This window comes from Brevundimonas sp. GW821-FHT10A07 (genome assembly GCF_059415785.1).
On the sequence record NZ_JBWKNX010000003.1, the window covers coordinates 1 to 17250 of the forward strand.

Sequence of the window (17250 nt, forward strand, 5' to 3'; positions counted from 1 at the left end):
GTGACGTCCATCCCGAACCTCAAAAGGGGGTCCCTATTGCACGCCGATAGGGGGTCCCTTTTAGACGCCGATTGACACGAGCTTGATGAAAGCATCCGGCTCTGTGTCCCCGGCCGCTGTCAGTCGCTGTAGCTGCTCGCCGAGCAGGTGCTTTTCGAGGGTTCGGAAGAGGATTTCCTCCCGCTCCATCCACGCAACGAGGGCCGCGTCCGGGTCGTCCCGCGCGTGCACGTCGTTCAGTGTGCCGCGCGCATAAGCAGAGAAGTCGATGGTCTTTGGGAAAGCCCCGCCAAACCGATCCATCATCTGATCGAGATAGTTCGGTGCCTCATCCTCGATTTCGATACCAATGGCTTCCAGAACTGTTCGGGCGGCGAAGCCAATCCGGTCCTGCTCGGTCTCAAGTTCAGACTTTACAGAGAAGCCCGGATGGGCACCTTCGCCGAATCCGAACAGCCACTGAATCTGCCGCTCGATGGTTGTCCCCGACTCGGCAACGATAGCCAGAACACTGCCCGTGGAAAGGCGGGCTATGAGGAGGAGATCGCCTTCGGCCGCGCACATCGAGACGAGATTGGTAGGGAAGTAGAGCCTGTATTCAGTCCTCATTACACCCCGTTCCAGTCGGGCTTTCGCACGAGCGTCATACCAAGTGAGAAAGCCCTCATCGGACACGGGCTGGTCTTCCTGATCGGTCAGATAGAGGAACCGGGCTGGATAGCGAACCTTGCCTTCCGGCTCCCCGAACATGGCGCGAAACCCCTCGACGCCGTTAAATTCGTGCTGGTTTGACTTGATCACGTCGGCTTCCACGCCGCTGAGTCTCTTGACCCCGACGCTCTGGAAATATTGCGACAGATAGCCGTGCTTCACTGGCTTGTTTCCCGCCCAAGGTCTGCCCGGAGTTCGCTCGGTGGTTCCGGCCTTCAGGAGGCATGGTAAACGACAAAGCGACCGAATCGCCATCTGCGTTCGCGACGTTCAAGAAGCGGCCGGAGGCAAAGGCCAATCGGAACGGGCGATCTCTGCCGCCGCGTCGCCAGTTCGAAGCCAGTTGGCTGCGTTGTGGAGGGTGAACTCGACCAAATCCTTGGGTCCACGCAGAGCGCATTCCCAAATAACCAAAGTCCTCCAGCCCATGATACGAAGTTCTGCAAGCTGCCGCGCGTCTCGGACCTGATTACCCTCAAGCTTCTGCTTCCAGAATTCTGAACGGGTTTTCGGCATCTTCGTCAGCGAGCAGCCATGTGCATGCCAGAAGCAGCCGTGGACCAGAATCGCAGCCGAGTATTTGGGAAGCACGAGGTCAGGGCGCCCGGGCAGCTTTGATCCATGCAGTCGAAAACGGAACCCTCGCGCGTGGAGGCCGCGTCTAACGAGATGTTCCGGCTTCGTGTCCTTTCCCCGAATGCCCGACATCATTCGGCTTCGGGTCGCTGCATCAACGATGTCCCCCATCAGATCATCCGAACAGCGGCTCCTGCACCACGCCAGACTCGTCCTGCTCCAAGATGGCCTCAACGTGGGGCGCCATGATGCGCGCCACTTCCTGCATCACGGGCATGACGACGCTGTTGCCGAACTGGCGGTAGGCTTGCGTATCGCTGACAGGAATTCTGAAAGTGTCGGGAAAGCCCATAAGGCGCGCGCACTCGCGCGGGGTCAGGCGCCGTGGCCGCTTCTTGCTGCCCTGATCTACCAGAATTTCGGAACCATCCTTGTAGTAGCGAGCCGAGAGGGTGCGCGTGACGCTCTCCGCGTTCGCGAGGCCAAATCCGAAGCCGTTGCCTGCGGCGCGGTGTTTCTCTGCATATCGCTGGAGATATTCCCAAAGCTTGGGTGTGAGGGTGAATTTCGGCTGGACCACGTTCTGCTCGTAATCGAAATACCGGTCTCCATCCCAAGGCAACACCGGCTCGCTTCCATCGGTCTTGTGAAGAATCGATCCCAAACGCGGGCCGGGTGAAGGCAGCTTGAGATCGTCCCAAGAGAAGCCGGTCTTCCGCTTGAAGCCGACGATGATGATCCGTTCGCGATGCTGGGGGGTGAAATGCTGGCCGTCGATCACCTTGGTATGAACATCGTAGCCCAACTCCTCGCGGAGCGTTTGAACGATGACCCTGAACGTGTTGCCGCTATCATGTGAAATGAGGTTTTTCACGTTCTCAAGCAGGAACGCTGCGGGTCGCTTTGCTGCGATGATGCGCGCAACATCGAAGAACAGCGTGCCTTGCGTCGTGCATTCAAATCCATGGGGTCGTCCAAGCGAATTTTTCTTGCTCACACCCGCGATACTGAAGGGCTGGCAAGGGAACCCAGCGAGGAGAACGTCGTGATCGGGCACGTCGGCGGCTTCGACTGGCACGATGTCACCGATGAACTGGTGACCGTCACCGTGGTTCGCAAGATAGGTCTTCTTGGAGAAGTCGTTCCATTCACTAGTGAAGACGCACCGACCGCCATGGGCTTCGAAGCCCAGCCGGATTCCCCCAATGCCAGCGAAGAGATCGATCATATTGAAGCGAGAATCGTTCGCGGGATGCGGTTGCTGGCTCTGCATGATCTCGCGGAGCGCTGCTTCTAGCATTCCGGGGCAAGCGATCTCTCCCTTTTCCCAGCGCCGTATCGTCTTCGCGTCCTTTCCGATGAGGTCTGCGATCTCCTTTTGCGAATAGCGTTCGCGGGCCAGTCGGAGAATATCGAGGGAATCGGACTGGCGCATACAAGGGGCTCCGCTGGGAAATTCAGCGGACATTATGTCCGTTCTCTTTCCCATTCCAGCAAAATGTTCTCTTTGTGTGCTCATTCTTCAACCTCCCACAGCTTCCGCCGGATCGAAGCGCGATCCTCGACAAGGGCATCGCGGCGGGCGTCGAGGAGAAGAAGGCGCGCATAGATGCGCCTCAAATCATCCTCCCAGAGGTCAGGATAAAAAGTCTGTCCGGCAAGCAGCACGCACTCACGTTCCACGCGGGCGATGCTCCGCGTGAGTGATGCCTCAAGAGCGCGGTCTTCATCAGTAAGTTTGGTCAGCCCCACTCCAGTTCCCGCGTGAATCGGCGGTAGCTGTCTCTCTCTACGTTCACCGACCGGTCTTGGACGCTCGGCACGCCAAATCGCCCACAGGCGACGGTAGCCGCATCCTTGAGGTCAAGGGCGACATGACCGTTGCGAGGGCCGTGGGCAGACCACAGCAGCCATCCAGCCCCAGCCGTAAGCGGTCGGAACTCCAACAGGATTACACCCCTGAATTCTGCGATAGCCATCCGCCCGGCAGCGATGTCACCAAGCCTATGCGCGAGGCAGTTCCGATATTTTCTCGCAGCTGCCAGATGCTCAAGCATCTTGGATAGAGGACGGAGTTCATTGTCGCCGTCACCGAGCGGGTGGGGCGGCAACTGATCCGCCCGGCGCAGGAAACGTTCGAGCAGCCGAGGCAGCGTCGATGTTGGCCGCATGAGCGCGATAGCTCCCGCTACCACGTCGTCGGTGGCCTTGGAGTTCACCGACTGGACGAACTTAACCGCCGAGTTGAACGTCATGGCCTCGACGCCAGTGTCGATCCTGTTCAGCGTGTTGGCGTGCCGCCAGCGCGGATCGAGCGCGGCCAAAACCTCCAACTTCCGACAGGTGATCCGACCAGACCCGCGCAGCGCGTTGGCGCCGCGAGCATCGTCGCTGACCAGCAGATCATAGATCGCGATGTAATCCTTCGCGCGTGGCAGAGGCTTCTCGCCCACACGCTCCAACAAACCCGGCAAGCCTGCGGGGATGTCGCCATAGGCGTGCCGAAGGATGTCCATGGCGCGGCCATGGCGAACGACTTCGGCGAACGTCGGCGAGAACAGTTCGGAGCCGACATCGGCAACACCTGCTTTAATCTCCCGCGTAGCGATTGCCGCAAAAATTGCTTGGCGCCGCTGCGGTGCCGCAGTCAACACGCGCGCCAAAAGACCCGCTTCAATATCATCCAGCAGCACAAGGGCGCCGGTCACCCAGCCCAACAAACCCGGCTCAAGCATCGATGCGCTCCCACGGGAAGTAGCCTTGACCCTGCGGATTTGGTGCGATTTGGAACGCCACCCACCGCCATTTCCGCCCTTCAGCGGGCGTGACTTGATGATCCGTCAGAATACGCGGTTCGAATTTGGTCAGGTCAGCGAGGACAGCTTTGACGGCCATATTTTGCGGGAGGACGACCGGGAGGGTCTCAAATCCGTCAGCTTCCAAGGGCGGTTCGACGAACAGCCAGTCCGTGGTGCTGATCCACATATGGCGACCAGCCACATCGTTCATAAAGGCTTCAAATTCAATGTTGTCGATCTCGCCCCCGACATCCTTCAGGACGCGAACGGCAAGGCAACGGAGCGGCTGATCCGGCAAATGACCCTCATGTGCTGTGAAGCTTCGAGGGTCTCATGGAAGGCGAGTCCGTCAACCAAAACGGACGGACTTTCCGACGCTATGCGCGCCGATCCTTGCTGACATTCGCCACGAACCGATAGCCTTTCCAGATCGCCACTTCGCGGGTGATCGGGCTGTCGCGTAGGGCCGCCGTCGCACGTGCTATGGCGACCTCATCCGAAGGGAGCATAGCGGGGCTGAACTGGCGTCCACTCGCAGAACTTGGCAGCGGGTAGAACGTGTATCCGTCCATCAAAAACCCCAAGCTTGACCTCACAAAAAAGGACAGCCCGGCTGGGTTCAAGCGATGGCGGGGGGGCGCAGACTTGATCCACTTGCCGGGCTGCGTGTTGGCCAGTGAGGGGTGACCAAACGTCAACATTGGGACACAAAGCGATTGATCGCGCGAGTCTCAAAAATCGACGTTCCTACACTCCATCGAATAGGACGAGGATGACATCGGTGTCGGCTGATGCCTATTCCGTTGTGGCTCCGTCGAAGTGCTCTTCGGTTGCTTCGGCTTCAGCCTTGGTGGCGCGCACGATCCCGTCCTTGTGATCCGGCGGGCCATAGACCGTGTAGAGCTTGAGCTTTTTGTCGCCGGTGTTGATGACGTTGTGGCGGGCGCCCGCTGGCACGATGATCGCGTCATCGGCTTTGATCTTCGTGCGCTGGCCGTCGATCCAGACTTCGCCCTCGCCCTTCTCGATGCGGAAGAACTGGTCGTGGTCGTCGTGGACTTCCTCGCCGATTTCCTCGCCCGGTCGCAGAGCCATCAGCACCAGCTGGAGGTGCTTGCCCGTGTAGAGCACCCGGCGGAAATCCTTGTTCTCGACCGTCAGCCGGTCGATGTCATCGACGAAGCCCTTCATCGCGCTCTCCATTAATGCGTCACAGCAACGCTACCATTCCAGAGGGTCGGGGACAATTGATCCACATCAGAGGCCCCGCGCTTCGCCACGGCTGACACTCTCTGCGACATCGTGAGCGTCACCGTCTGTGAACCGTTGTGGGCGGTCAGCCGTATAGCCGCCCATGTGTGTAGCGTTGCTTTTCTACCCCTCCAATCAACGCCCTGACATCGTTTGGGGCCGCCAATGAGCTACTATCGGTTTCGCGCCGAGCGAGCACGGAAGGACGCTCTGGAAATGAAATCCGCTGCGTCACGGCTACGCCTTCTGCGAATAGCCTGCCTCTATGACAAGAACGCTGCTCTGGAAGATCGCGCTCGTCGTCAGGTTCTGGTTCGGCGGGGGCCGTAACCGACAAGTCTGGGTCACCGCCGCAACCATTGAGCCATGCTGCTCTCCCTAAAGATCACATCGTCGCGGGCGAGCAAATGACCGTGGCGGGTTCAGCGGGCGATGCGTGCGCGGGCTTGTCGGTTAGCTTTGGCGCGTCGCAGACCCAGCACCATGAGGTAGCCGACTAGCGGTCCCATCGTCAGACCGACCGTTCCGAACATCGCCGCGAACACAACGACGACCATGGCGACCAAGGCCCAATCCTTCCACGAGAAGGAGCGGAGATTATCGACCAAACTATTAAACGACATGACGTTCCCCCAACGACCGATCGACGATATATAAACTTTCTTCCGGGGTGAAGGTAATCTTTAGTCGCGTCTCTAGTGGTTAGCCCTCGGCAACACGAACCATCAGGGTGCCGCCCGGCGACGGCTTCAGCACCAGCGCGGTTTCATCTTCGAGCCACGCCAACCAATCGGCGACGGGCACGACGACCGGTTGGCGGTCGTGAATGGCGACAACATCGGGACCAGCATCGACGGTAAGCAGGGAGAAGCGGTCATCGCGGATCACGGCGGCAAGGGCCATGGGCTGATCGCTCTCAAATAGCCACCAGTCCTTGCGCTTCTGCTTTGGATCGGCGGAAGGCGTGGTTTCGTAAAAGCCGGTGACCGGCACGAGACCTCGCTGGACGAGAGGGAACCGGCGCCCTTCCGAGCGGAAGTTGATCACTGGACCACGGGCACTGGGAAAACCCCACGGCAAAATCTCCGTCACACCGCCGGGGCGAATGACATAGGCGGGATCAGTGGGGCGGATGTCGCCGATCACTCCGCGATTGGGCTTGGCTCGCTTCGGCGGGATCAGGGTAATCTTGGTCGCGGAGAACTCACGCTCCACAGCCGCCCAGTTCTTGTTGTTGCGGAAGCGATTACACATGCGGAGAATTCCAGATGATCATTACCTCAAGGGTCTGGCGTCCGAGCTTACGCTCGAACGGCTCTCGCGCGTTTGCCTCGCTCACTGCGTTCGCGGTCAAGCCGCACGGAGCAATCTTGGAAACTGATAGGGAAGAGCCGAACGACAATATCAGGAAATATACTTCCTCATTCCAAGATCAATTGAACAAATCCCCCCGTCCCTCCCACACACTGGAATCCGGCATAGCCGGGGCAGAGATGAGAGAGACAGAGAGATCATTCATTCCTGAGTCGGTATGAACCTCGTAGGCGACGTTTGGGTGTTACCCCGCTGGTGGTTGCCCGGTGCCAGCAAATCGCCCGATCCTGATCATGGCAGGGGTAGTATCTCGCGTCGTCGCTTCGGACGATCCGCTTTTGGTGAGACCCTTGACGTTTCCATTTAATCACAACGGTTGACCGCCCCATCGCACACGGGGCGGCGCCTCTCACGACCGCATACGAGGGGACGGTGCGTGAGGTTCTAGGGCTTCAACTCTGTCACGACGGACCCCAGATCAGTTTTGCCTACGCCCTCGGCAACGGACGATGGTCCCTTCGGACCTTGGTTATGGACAGCCCCGACAGATCGGGGTCCATTTGCCCACTCTAGGCGCCTGCGCCGGTCTCGTATCCCGGCCTTTTCCAGTTGTGCGGGTGGGGTCGCCCGCCTCTATACCCCCGAGTGCTATGTGCCTGTCAGATGTCGGCCTGACTTCTCGCCGGAATTAGAAAAGCCCCGGTCGGGTTTGGGTCACCGACCGAGGCTTGCTCGCAGGGTCTCCGAAAAGACCGCATGAGAACTTGCTTCCGTCTGGACCCAAACCAGAGAGCTTTAATCTATTTATCAATCTAGCAGGTCGGCTGCTTCCTCTCACTATCTTTCGGCCGCATATGAACGCCCAGTTCTCGGCTTGATGTTGGACGGAAGAAGGCCCTCGCCGGATCACGATGTCATCGGCTGGAAGATGGGCTGAAAAGGGCCGTGACAATATCCCCTCGGAAATTGGCCTCGACGGGGACTAGATTTCAGCGGGTCGTTTCTCCCCAGTCAGAACCATGTGGTTCTGGCGTCCATTGCCGCGCGGCGCTTGCGGCCCCGATCAACATGAAGGTCGCAACCCTACAAAATGGGGGCGGGCGCGAACTCGCCCACGGCCCCGCCCTCAAACTTCTGAACATCGCTGACAAGCGCGTTTGGATTTCCTAATCAATTGAATGGGTATGGTCACGCATACCAACCCGATTGAAACCGCTATCGCCGCGCACGGCCCCAGCATGGAAGCAGTATGAAACACCCGATCAGCCTCGCTTTCGCCGCGCTGTCTTTGCTGACCGCCCATGCCACGACGGCAACCGCTGGTGAATATTGGTCGAATGATTGGTGGTATGTCGATGATTCCAGCAGCGACGATGGCCCGACGTGCGGACTGACAACCAAAGACGAAGGGACAGGTGGAAGATCGAGTGTCTATACGCACATCTTGCTGAACGGGAATACTGACGGCGTTTTTGTAGCGGTTAATAATGCCGACTGGACCATTACCAAGGACCGCGAATACGAAAATCTCGACATCACGTTTTTCGACGCTAATGGCAAAATGTCGGCGGAATATTCGGGAGCTAATTGGGTTGGTTTTGGGCGTGACGGCCTGATGTCCAATAACAACAAAGACATTCTGGAATATTTCACCAAGAGCCACCACGCGACGATCTTCCGCAATGACGGGACGGAAGACGAACCCGAGTTCACGGTCATCGCCAGAGTGGACCTAACCGGTTCCGCGCAGGCTGTCAGCAAGCTTCAGGAATGCTTCGCTAGGGCGCAAACACGACATAATGCCAACGTCGCCCGCGAGCGCACTAACCCGCGAAATCCTTTCGGCTGACCTCGCCAGCTTCGACTACATGAAGCGTAGCATGTGGCCAGTGTGGGGGGGGCTTCACCGGGGGCGGAGTGGGTCAAACGGAAGGGTTTTGCTGAACGCGCACTATCGGTCCAGATAAAGCACGCGGAACTGTTCGCGCGGCTCATGTTGCAGGGCCACGCGGACATAGGCCAGCAAAGCGCTCCAAGACGAGATGACCGGCCGTTTCGCCGTCGGCTCGCGCGCGATCCTGCGGGTCACGTCGAAAATCAGCTGCAGGTCCAGCGCGACCGCCCGCGTCGCCTTGCCGGGCACATAGGCCAGGGTCCGCGCCACCTGGTCCTCGACGGCCTCGTGACTGGCGGCGCCTATGCCCTCCAGCCCGCCGAACCGGGCCAGCAGATCCTTGGCCAGCGGCTTGACGTCCTTGTAGGGGATGGAGCGGAACAGCAGCAGTTCCAGCAGCTCATAGTCGGGCAGGGCGCCCAACCCGCCCTTGGCGGCCCGTTCGCGCAGCCGGTCGCGATGGCCGCTGTGACGCGGCTTCGGTTTGGGTTCGGGTGTCAGGTCGTCCAGCATGTCCCCTGCCTCTCCTGCCGCAACCTGTGCGGAAGACGAGGGGGGATCAAGGGTTCAGTTGGGACGGAACAGTCCGGCCGGGCTGACGGTGAAGATTTCCAGCCCGTCTTCCGTCACCCCGATGGTGTGTTCGCACTGGGCCGACAGCGACTTGTCGCGCGTCACGGCGGTCCAGCCGTCGGACAGGACCTTCACGTGCGGCTTGCCCAGGTTCACCATCGGCTCGACAGTGAAGAACATGCCGGGCTTCAGCACGGCGCCCTCGCCCTTGCGGCCGTAGTGCAGGACATTGGGGCTGTCGTGGAAGACCCGGCCGATGCCGTGGCCGCAGAAGTCGCGCACCACGCTCATGCGCTGGGCCTCGACGAATTTCTGGATGGCGAAACCGATGTCGCCGAAGGTATTGCCCGGCTTGACCTGTTCCAGGCCCAGCTCCAGCGACTGATAGGTCACGTCGATCAATTTCTTGGCGCGGGCGTTAATCTCGCCGACCGCATACATGCGGCTCGAGTCGCCGTGCCAGCCGTCGACGATGACCGTGTGGTCGATGTTGACGATGTCGCCGTCCTTCAGGACCCGGTCGCCGGGAATGCCGTGGCAGACGACGTGGTTGATCGAAGTGCAGACGGTCTTCTCGTAACCCTTGTAGCCCAGGCACGCCGGCAGGCCGCCGTGGTCCAGAGTGAACTCGCGGATCAGGTCGTCGATCGTGCTGGTCAGCACGCCCGGCTGAACATGGGGGGTGATCATGTCCAGCGCCTCGGCGACCAGACGGCCGGCCTTGCGCATCCCCTCGAAGTCCTCCGCCTGGTGAATGCGGATGGCGCTGGTGCGGACCAGGGCGTCGGTTTCGAGATCGGGCGTTTCGTACATGGTTCAATCAGCAGCGGCGGGTATTTTCAGATGACCATCCTATCATGGATACGCAAGGCGATTGTGCGGCGGTCAAGGATTCCTTACCCGACGTCATGCCAGACTGTGTGTTGCACGACACTGTCGCCTGACGGAATGAACCTGCCGCCGCGTAACCTCTCGCCGGTGTGATCGTGTGCGATTTTTCCGACACAGTTTCGCCCGTTTCCCGGCCGAGACCCGCCACGCATGCAACGTTTTCCTGACGAAAGCGCTGCCGTGCACAACCCTCCCCGATACCCACCGCCGCGTTTGATGGCGGGGGCAACACTATAGGAATGGCTTAATGACTCCCAGGAATCTCGCTCGTATGGGCGGCATCGCCCTGACCACCGTCCTGCTGGCCGGCGTCGCCGCGCCTGCCATGGCCGGTTCGTTCTACGTGCAGGAACAATCGACCCGCGGCCAGGGCCGCGCCAACTCGGGCGAAGGCGCCGACAAGGGCGTGCAGTCGCTGTGGTGGAACCCCGCCGCGATCGCCGGAACCCAGCGCCAAGTCTACACCGGCATGCACGGCCTGATCCTGGACTCCGACGTCAATGATCGCGGCTCCAGCCTGACCTACAACGTCCCCACCCCGGCCATCGTCAGCCGGACTGCGCCGGTCAACGGCGATCCGCACGTCCATGACGTGGTCGAAAGCGGCATCATCCCGAACTTCGCCGTCTCCATGCCGATCGGCGAGCGCTTCAACGTCGGCATGGCCGTCCAGGCGCCGTTCAACTTCACCACCAAGTACGAGCCGACCGATTTCGCCCGCTACGACGCCCTGACGTCGGAACTGCGCTCGGCCAACGTCAGCCTGGTGGCCGCCATGACGGTCACGGACTGGCTGGACATCGGCGCCGGCTTTGACGCCCAGTACGCCAAGGCGACCCTGAGCTCGGCCCTGCCGAACGTGGCCATCCCCGGCGTCTTTGCTCCGACCTATGCCGTCTCGCCCAGCACCGACGGCCGCAACCAGCTTGAAGGCGACGGCTGGGATTACGGCTGGAACGCCGGCGCCCAGATGCATTTCGGCAAGCTGGACCTGGGTCTGTCCTATCGCTCCAAGATCGAGCACGAGCTGGAAGGCACCGTGAACCTCTCGGGCCTGACCGGCGTTCTGGCTGCCGCCAACGTCTCGGCTGACGGCGTCGCCAGCTTCACCACCCCCTGGTACGCTACCGTCTCGGCCCGTTACGCCGTCAACGACCGTCTGACGCTGAACGCCCAGGTCAACCAGATCGGCTGGAGCGAGTTCGACGCTATCCGCGTGACCTATGGAACGTCCGGTTCCTCGACCATCGTTCAGGACTATGACGACGTCACCTCCGGCGCGATCGGCTTCGACTACAAGATCGATCCGACCATGACCGTGCGCGCCGGCCTGGGCTACGACCCGACCCCGACGCCGGACGATCACCGCACCGCCCGTATCCCGGACGGCGACCGGTTCCTCTACACCGCCGGTCTGTCGAAGAGTGTGGGCTCCATGACCTTCGACGGCGCCGTGACCTATATCGACATCGATACGGCCACGATCAACGACACCCGCGACGTGTATGGCAACGGCCTGGTCGTCTCCACCCTGCGCGGCGAGGCCAAGGGCCACGGCGTCGGCTTCTCGATGGGCGCGACCTGGAACTTCTAAGGTCCACAGCCATCGGCTGAAACAAGAACGGCGGCTCCTGCAAAGGAGCCGCCGTTTTTTATCGCCGATTCCGGTCCGCCACCCTCGGGGCAAGCCCGAGGGTGGCGAGTGGGGATCAGGCCTTGGCCGCGCCGCCGTAGCCCTTGCCGCCGTTCGACGGACGGCGACGGGGACGGCGCTTCATTTCGCCTTCCGCGGGCTTGGCGTTGTCGTTGATCGAGGGCACGCGCTCACCGGCCAGGGGGTTGTAGGGGCGCTCGGGACGCGGAGCCGCCGGAGTCTCGCCGGGACGGGCGCGGCGCTGACGATGCGGCTGACCGCCGCCTTCCGGGCGCACGCCGTCGCGGTGCGGCACGCGGCTGCGTCCACGACCACCCCGGCCGCCTTCGTTGCGGTCGCCGCCCTCGCGTTCCGGCATGGTCGCCTTCTTGCCGACGCCGGTCGCCATGATGGTGGCGTCCAGCTGGCCCAGGGCCTTGTCGTTGCGGCGGTCGATGGCCGGGATCTTCTGGCGCGTGACCTTCTCGATATCCTTCAGCAGCTTCATCTCGTCGCCCGCGACGAAGCTGATGGCGGTGCCGTCGGCGCCCGCGCGGGCCGTCCGGCCGATGCGGTGCACATAGGCCTCCGGCACATGGGGCAGCTCGAAGTTCACGACGTGCGAGACGCCGTCCACATCGATGCCGCGCGCGGCGATGTCGGTGGCGACCAGGACGCGCAGCTTGCCTTTCTTGAAGGCGTCCAGCGTGCGTTCACGCTGGGGCTGGGACTTGTTGCCGTGGATGGCGCCGGCCTCGACCCCGCCCGCTTCCAGATAGGCCGCAACCTTGTCGGCGCCGTGCTTGGTCTTGGTGAAGACCAGGCAGCGCGTGTACTCGGGATCGCTGAACATTTCGGTCAGCAGGGCGCGCTTGCGGCCCTGTTCGACGTGGACGACCGACTGGCTGATGCGCTGGACGGTGGTGGATTGCGGCGTGACCTGGACCTTGACCGGGTCCTTCAGCAGCTCGCCCGCCAGCTTGCCGATCTCGGTCGGCATGGTCGCCGAGAAGAACAGGTTCTGGCGCTTGGCCGGGATGCGGCTGACGATCTGGCGGATCGGCTTGATGAAGCCCAGGTCCAGCATCTGGTCGGCTTCGTCCAGGACGAAGATCTCGGTCGAGGACAGGTCCAGGTTCTTCTGCTGGATGTGGTCCAGCAGACGGCCGGGCGCCGCGACCAGGATGTCCAGACCCTGTTGCAGGGCCCGCTCCTGGGCGCCGTATTTCACGCCGCCGAAGATGACCGCGACCCGGAAGCCCAGGTGGGCGCCGTAAGCCTTGAAGCTGTCGCCGATCTGGGTGGCCAGTTCACGCGTGGGCGACAGGACCAGCACGCGCGTCGTGCGCGGCTTAGGGGCGATGCGGTTCTCGGCCAGGCGATGCAGGATCGGCAGGGCGAAGGCGGCGGTCTTGCCGGTGCCCGTCTGGGCGATGCCCAGCAGGTCCTTGCCCTGCATGACGTCGGGGATGGCCTTTTCCTGGATCGGGGTCGGCTTGGTGTAGCCTTCCGACGCCAGCGCCTGAAGAAGGGCCTTGTTCAGGCCCATGGATTCGAATGTGGTGCTCACAGCAGTGTCTTTCGCGTGCGGCAGGGCGCTTTCAGCCATGGCATGACGCCTTAGGGCCGCGCACCGCCAGTCCCGGCCGGGCTTCGGAGTGAAGCCTGCGGGGTGGATCGGGCGCCGCCCCGCGTGTCCGGGCAGCGAATGAACTTGAGGGGCCGGCGGCTTCTACAGACAGGTCCGAGATGGACTTACACGCGCTGGAGACGCCGGAGATCGCGATTGTGCGACGCAGCGCAAATGGAGGTTCGCGGACATAAAGTCAAGCCTCAAGCCCTTCAGCCCGCCAGGGCGGCGGCCACGAGCGTCCTGGCCTCGGCCTGGACCTGGGCCAGGTGATCCGCTCCCAGGAAGGACTCTGCGTAGATCTTGTAGACGTCCTCGGTGCCCGACGGGCGGGCGGCGAACCAGGCGTCGGCGGTCACGACCTTGAGCCCGCCGATGGCCTCGCCATTGCCGGGGGCCTTGGTCAGGATGTCGGTGATCGGCTGACCGGCCAGGGTGGTGGCGGCGACGTCGGCGGAGCTCAAGGCGGCCAGACGCGCCTTCTGCGTCCGATCGGCGGGGGCGTCGATCCGGGCATAGGCGGGAGCGCCGTATTGTTCGGTCAGGCCGGCATAGAGCTGGCTGGCGCTCTGACCCGTGCGGGCCTGGATCTCGGCCGCCAGCAGACACAGCAGCAGGCCGTCCTTGTCTGTGGACCAGGCCGTGCCGTCGCGCCGCAGGAAGGTGGCCCCGGCCGATTCCTCGCCGCCGAAGCCGACGGTTCCGTCCAGCAGGCCCGGCACGAAATGCTTGAACCCGACCGGAACCTCCAGCAGGCGGCGGCCCATGCCGGCGACGACGCGGTCGATCATCGATGACGAGACCAGGGTCTTGCCCACCGCCACGTCCGGGCCCCAGCCGGGACGGTTGACGAACAGATAGGCGACGGCCGCCGCCAGGAAATGATTGGGGTTCATCAGGCCGCCGTCGGGCGTGACGATGCCGTGGCGGTCCGCGTCGGCGTCATTGCCGAAGGCCAGATCATAGGCCGATCCGCCCTGCATCATCCGGATCAGATTGGCCATGGCGCTGGGCGACGAACAGTCCATGCGGATCTTGCCGTCGGCGTCCAGCGGCATGAAGGCCCAGCGCGGATCGACGACGTCATTGACCACGGTCAGGTTCAGCCTGTGCCGGTCGGCGATCTCGCCCCAATAGGCTACGGCCGCTCCGCCCAGCGGATCGGCCCCCATGCGGACCCCGGCGTCGCGGATGGCGTCCATGTCCAGCACGCTGGGCAGGTCGTCGATATAGGCGCCCAGGAAGTCGAACCGGCCCGCCGTGGCGTAGGCCCTGTCGAACGGGACGCGCTTCACCTCGACCAGACCGCCCTCAATCAGCTGATTGGCGCGGGCGGCGATGGCGCCGGTGGCGTCGCTCCCGGCCGGACCGCCGGAGGGGGGGTTGTATTTGATGCCGCCGTCGCGGGGCGGATTGTGCGACGGGGTGATCAGGATCCCGTCGGCCTGGCGCGTATTGGCGCGGTTGTAGGCCAGGATGGCGTGGGACACGGCCGGGGTCGGGGTGAAGCCGTCACGGGCGTCGATCAGCACCTCGACGCCATTGCCGACCAGCACCTCCAGCGTCGTGCGCCAGGCGGGTTCGGACAGGCCGTGGGTGTCGCGCCCGACGAACAGCGGGCCGTCGACCCCCTGCGCCGCGCGATATTCGGCGACCGCCTGGGCGATGGCCAGGATGTGGCTCTCGGTAAAGGCGCCGTCCAGAGCCGAGCCCCGGTGTCCCGAGGTGCCGAACACCACCCGCTGGGCCGGGTCGGCCATGTCGGGCCGGCCGGATCCATAGGCGCCGATCAGGGCGTCGAGGTCGATCAGGTCTTCCGGTAGGGCCTGGCGGCCGGCGCGAGCGTGCATGGGAATGTATCCGTCGGTCTGTGCGGCGTTGAGGCGCGCGAGGCGGTGTTAGGGGCGCGGGACCACACCCGCAACCCGCAGAATCCATCACCGAAAACCTTGTTCAGGCGCCGCTGAAGGTGTCGCAGACGGCCGGGTCGCCCGACTGATAGCCGCGTTGCAGCCACTCGACCCGCTGGGCTGCGGAGCCGTGGGTGAAGCTCTCTGGCGAAACGCGCCCGCCGCCCCGGCGTTGCAGGGTGTCGTCGCCGATGGCCTGGGCGGTCTTCATGCCCTCCTCGATGTCGCCGGGCTCCAGGGCGACCTGGCCGTTCGAGACGGCCGAGGCGTTTCTGGCCCAGACGCCGGCGTAGCAATCGGCCTGAAGCTCCAGCGCGACGGAATACTGGTTGGCTTCGGCTTCCCCCTGCGCGCGCTGCTGGGCCTGACGGACCTGGGCCGAGGTTCCGGTCAGGGTCTGGACGTGGTGGCCGAACTCGTGGGCGATGACGTAGGCGCGGGCGAAGTCGGCGCCCGAGGCGCCCAGTTGCGTCTCCATCTCCTGCCAGAAGCCCAGGTCCAGATAGACGGTCCTGTCGGTCGGGCAATAGAAGGGGCCCATGGCCGATTGGCCGAAGCCGCAGCCGGTCGATGTGCCCTGTTCATAGATGACCACCTTGGGCGGTTCGTAGCCGTTCAGCTTCTGGGTCCAGACGTCGTTGATATTGCCCCCGACGACATCGACGAACCGACCGGCCTGATCTTCAGGCGTCCCGACCTGACCCTGCTGCTGCTCGGCGCCGACGCCGCCGAACTGGCTGGCCAACTGGGTTGTGGTCGCCGGATCTATGCCGAACACGAGATAGCCGATGATCGCCAGGACCCCGACGCCGATCCCGCCGCCCGCCAGCGCCCCGCCGCCGAGACCGCGCCGATCCTCGACCCCGCCGCCGCCTGTCCGTCCGCCCTGCCAGCGCATGCCCGTTCCCTCCGCCTGATCCGTCTTGAAGCTAGGCCGGAACGCGGAGGAAAGGGAAGGGATGCGTCAGTTCGGCCGATCCAGCCAGTCGTCGATCTGGGTCACGCCCTGGCGGGTCTGTTGGCGACGAGCGGCGGCGCCTTCGCGCAGGCCGCGCTCCTGGGCGACGTCATACAGGGGGCGGGCGGGGACGGCCGGCGACACGGTCGGCTCGCGCGCGGCCTCGATCTGCATCAGGCGCTGACGGGTTTCGATCTGCTGCTGTCGGGCCAGGGCGGCGTTGGCCTCGGATTGTCGCCGCAGCCGGTCGTTTTCATAGCGATGCTGGTCGGCGATCGCCGCAGGACCGCCGCCGGGATAGGCGCCGTGGGGCGCGGCGTAAGGCGGGACATAGGGCGGGGTTTGCGCCACGGCGCTGGAGGCCATGGCGGCGATCACTATGGAAAGGATCGTGATCGGTCTCATGTCCTTGAAGATGGGCGGCGACGGCGCGAGAGGCAAGCGCGGCCGCGCCGTGACCTCACGGCATGGCCCAGACGGAGGACCGCTTGATTTCCAGGTCCTCCAGCTCTCTGGTCGTGGGCACGCTGTATTCCGCCAGGAAATCCAGGCCCGAGCGGGGGAAATAGGTGCGGCCGGGATCGCCGATCAGGACACGGGTTCCGGCGGCGCGGGCCTGGCCCAGCCAGGCCAGCACGGCCTCGGTCATCGGCTTTTCATAGCAGATGTCGCCGGCGCAGATGACGTCCACGGCCGGCGGCGGGGCGTCCAGCAGATTGAGCGGTGTGAAGTCCAGGACCACGCCGTTGGCCTGGGCGTTGGCGGCGACGGCGGCCTGGCAGAAGGGATCGATGTCGGCGCACAGGACATGGGCCGCGCCCGCCTTCATCACCGCCACCCCGACCAGGCCCGAACCGGTCGCGAAGTCCAGCACCCGCTTGCCGGCGACCTCTTGCGGGTGATCCAGCAGATAGCGGCTCAGCGCCTGGCCGCCGGCCCAGGCGAAGGCCCAGAAGGGCGGCGGCAGGCCCAGTTCGCCCAGTTCCTCTTCCGTCATGCGCCAGATCGGCGTTATCTCGTCCGCCAGCCACAGCGAGATTTCCGGCGCATGGGGCACGGGCTGGAGACGTGTGTTGGCGTGGATGAAGGCACCGGGGTCGAGGACAGTCAC

At 63.3% G+C, this 17250-nt stretch carries 17 protein-coding genes and 1 pseudogene; 3 read left to right on the forward strand and 15 right to left on the reverse strand.

Annotated elements, in window-relative coordinates; translation table 11 throughout:
* Positions 1-60: 60 nt before the first annotated feature.
* From AC07NC_RS02940 to AC07NC_RS02960, 5 genes are all read right to left on the reverse strand, one after another.
* Complete coding sequence (locus AC07NC_RS02940; protein ID WP_494568519.1) at positions 61-873, reverse strand: hypothetical protein; 813 nt, start codon at positions 871-873, stop codon at positions 61-63.
* Positions 874-981: 108 nt separating this feature from the next.
* On the reverse strand, positions 982-1458 hold the full coding sequence (locus AC07NC_RS02945) for a very short patch repair endonuclease (RefSeq protein ID WP_494568520.1): 477 nt from the start codon (positions 1456-1458) through the stop codon (positions 982-984).
* Positions 1459-1462: 4 nt separating this feature from the next.
* The gene (gene dcm, locus AC07NC_RS02950; RefSeq protein WP_494568521.1) at positions 1463-2722 is read right to left on the reverse strand and encodes a DNA (cytosine-5-)-methyltransferase; all 1260 of its coding nucleotides are present in this window, start codon (positions 2720-2722) and stop codon (positions 1463-1465) included.
* 80 nt (positions 2723-2802) lie between these two features.
* Positions 2803-3039, reverse strand: coding sequence for a hypothetical protein (locus tag AC07NC_RS02955; RefSeq protein ID WP_494568522.1), 237 nt, complete (start codon positions 3037-3039; stop codon positions 2803-2805).
* Entirely contained in the window at positions 3030-4022 is a 993-nt protein-coding gene (locus AC07NC_RS02960; protein ID WP_494568523.1) for a hypothetical protein, read from the reverse strand. Before AC07NC_RS02960 ends, AC07NC_RS02955 begins: the two co-directional genes overlap by 10 nt.
* Positions 4023-4047: 25 nt before the next feature.
* On the opposite strand from AC07NC_RS02960, the gene AC07NC_RS02965 reads away from it, so the two are divergent.
* Entirely contained in the window at positions 4048-4485 is a 438-nt protein-coding gene (locus AC07NC_RS02965) for a hypothetical protein (RefSeq protein WP_494568524.1), read from the forward strand.
* Between the two features lie 395 nt (positions 4486-4880).
* Here AC07NC_RS02965 and AC07NC_RS02970 read toward each other — a convergent pair whose 3' ends face one another.
* The 3 genes from AC07NC_RS02970 to AC07NC_RS02980 all read right to left on the reverse strand — a co-directional run bounded on the left by AC07NC_RS02970 (position 4881) and on the right by AC07NC_RS02980 (position 6590).
* Positions 4881-5276 carry a cupin domain-containing protein gene (locus AC07NC_RS02970; protein WP_494568525.1) on the reverse strand — a complete coding sequence of 132 codons (396 nt, stop codon included), beginning with the start codon at positions 5274-5276 and terminating at the stop codon, positions 4881-4883.
* Positions 5277-5758: 482 nt separating this feature from the next.
* Positions 5759-5902 (reverse strand): hypothetical protein, encoded by a 144-nt coding sequence (locus AC07NC_RS02975; RefSeq protein WP_494568526.1) that lies wholly within the window; start codon positions 5900-5902, stop codon positions 5759-5761.
* A gap of 136 nt (positions 5903-6038) precedes the next feature.
* Positions 6039-6590 carry an SOS response-associated peptidase family protein gene (locus AC07NC_RS02980; RefSeq protein ID WP_494568527.1) on the reverse strand — a complete coding sequence of 184 codons (552 nt, stop codon included), beginning with the start codon at positions 6588-6590 and terminating at the stop codon, positions 6039-6041.
* A 1309-nt stretch (positions 6591-7899) separates the two neighbouring features.
* Here AC07NC_RS02980 and AC07NC_RS02985 point away from each other — a divergent pair.
* Entirely contained in the window at positions 7900-8499 is a 600-nt protein-coding gene (locus AC07NC_RS02985) for a hypothetical protein (protein WP_494568528.1), read from the forward strand.
* A 105-nt stretch (positions 8500-8604) separates the two neighbouring features.
* On the opposite strand, the pseudogene AC07NC_RS02990 reads toward AC07NC_RS02985, so the two are convergent.
* Together AC07NC_RS02990 and map are read right to left on the reverse strand one after the other, a co-directional pair.
* Positions 8605-9057: pseudogene (locus AC07NC_RS02990) on the reverse strand (JAB domain-containing protein); the annotation flags it as partial.
* 54 nt (positions 9058-9111) lie between these two features.
* On the reverse strand, positions 9112-9930 hold the full coding sequence (gene map / locus AC07NC_RS02995; protein WP_492071477.1) for a type I methionyl aminopeptidase: 819 nt from the start codon (positions 9928-9930) through the stop codon (positions 9112-9114).
* Between the two features lie 325 nt (positions 9931-10255).
* Here map and AC07NC_RS03000 point away from each other — a divergent pair, with 325 nt between their 5' ends.
* Complete coding sequence (locus AC07NC_RS03000; RefSeq protein WP_494568529.1) at positions 10256-11602, forward strand: OmpP1/FadL family transporter; 1347 nt, start codon at positions 10256-10258, stop codon at positions 11600-11602.
* 115 nt (positions 11603-11717) lie between these two features.
* Here the strand turns inward: AC07NC_RS03000 and AC07NC_RS03005 are convergent, their stop codons facing one another.
* The 5 genes from AC07NC_RS03005 to AC07NC_RS03025 form a co-directional block, all read right to left on the reverse strand.
* Entirely contained in the window at positions 11718-13250 is a 1533-nt protein-coding gene (locus AC07NC_RS03005) for a DEAD/DEAH box helicase (RefSeq protein ID WP_494568530.1), read from the reverse strand.
* A gap of 233 nt (positions 13251-13483) precedes the next feature.
* Positions 13484-15121 carry a phosphoglucomutase (alpha-D-glucose-1,6-bisphosphate-dependent) gene (gene pgm, locus AC07NC_RS03010; protein WP_494568531.1) on the reverse strand — a complete coding sequence of 546 codons (1638 nt, stop codon included), beginning with the start codon at positions 15119-15121 and terminating at the stop codon, positions 13484-13486.
* A gap of 103 nt (positions 15122-15224) precedes the next feature.
* Entirely contained in the window at positions 15225-16079 is an 855-nt protein-coding gene (gene ypfJ, locus AC07NC_RS03015; protein ID WP_494568532.1) for a KPN_02809 family neutral zinc metallopeptidase, read from the reverse strand.
* 66 nt (positions 16080-16145) lie between these two features.
* Positions 16146-16544 (reverse strand): hypothetical protein, encoded by a 399-nt coding sequence (locus AC07NC_RS03020; RefSeq protein ID WP_494568533.1) that lies wholly within the window; start codon positions 16542-16544, stop codon positions 16146-16148.
* A 55-nt stretch (positions 16545-16599) separates the two neighbouring features.
* Positions 16600-17250, reverse strand: a complete 651-nt coding sequence (locus AC07NC_RS03025) for a class I SAM-dependent methyltransferase (RefSeq protein ID WP_494568534.1) — start codon at positions 17248-17250, stop codon at positions 16600-16602.

Excerpts from the sequence above, each read along its gene's own strand:
- AC07NC_RS02945 (WP_494568520.1), bottom strand. The coding sequence starts at position 1,458 with ATGGGGGACATCGTTGATGCAGCGACCCGAAGCCGAATGATGTCGGGC.
- dcm (WP_494568521.1), bottom strand. The coding sequence starts at position 2,722 with ATGCGCCAGTCCGATTCCCTCGATATTCTCCGACTGGCCCGCGAACGC.
- AC07NC_RS02960 (WP_494568523.1), bottom strand. The coding sequence starts at position 4,022 with ATGCTTGAGCCGGGTTTGTTGGGCTGGGTGACCGGCGCCCTTGTGCTG.
- AC07NC_RS02970 (WP_494568525.1), bottom strand. The coding sequence starts at position 5,276 with ATGAAGGGCTTCGTCGATGACATCGACCGGCTGACGGTCGAGAACAAG.
- AC07NC_RS02980 (WP_494568527.1), bottom strand. The coding sequence starts at position 6,590 with ATGTGTAATCGCTTCCGCAACAACAAGAACTGGGCGGCTGTGGAGCGT.
- AC07NC_RS02985 (WP_494568528.1), top strand. The coding sequence starts at position 7,900 with ATGAAACACCCGATCAGCCTCGCTTTCGCCGCGCTGTCTTTGCTGACC.
- map (WP_492071477.1), bottom strand. The coding sequence starts at position 9,930 with ATGTACGAAACGCCCGATCTCGAAACCGACGCCCTGGTCCGCACCAGC.
- AC07NC_RS03000 (WP_494568529.1), top strand. The coding sequence starts at position 10,256 with ATGACTCCCAGGAATCTCGCTCGTATGGGCGGCATCGCCCTGACCACC.
- AC07NC_RS03005 (WP_494568530.1), bottom strand. The coding sequence starts at position 13,250 with ATGGCTGAAAGCGCCCTGCCGCACGCGAAAGACACTGCTGTGAGCACC.
- pgm (WP_494568531.1), bottom strand. The coding sequence starts at position 15,121 with ATGCACGCTCGCGCCGGCCGCCAGGCCCTACCGGAAGACCTGATCGAC.
- ypfJ (WP_494568532.1), bottom strand. The coding sequence starts at position 16,079 with ATGCGCTGGCAGGGCGGACGGACAGGCGGCGGCGGGGTCGAGGATCGG.
- AC07NC_RS03020 (WP_494568533.1), bottom strand. The coding sequence starts at position 16,544 with ATGAGACCGATCACGATCCTTTCCATAGTGATCGCCGCCATGGCCTCC.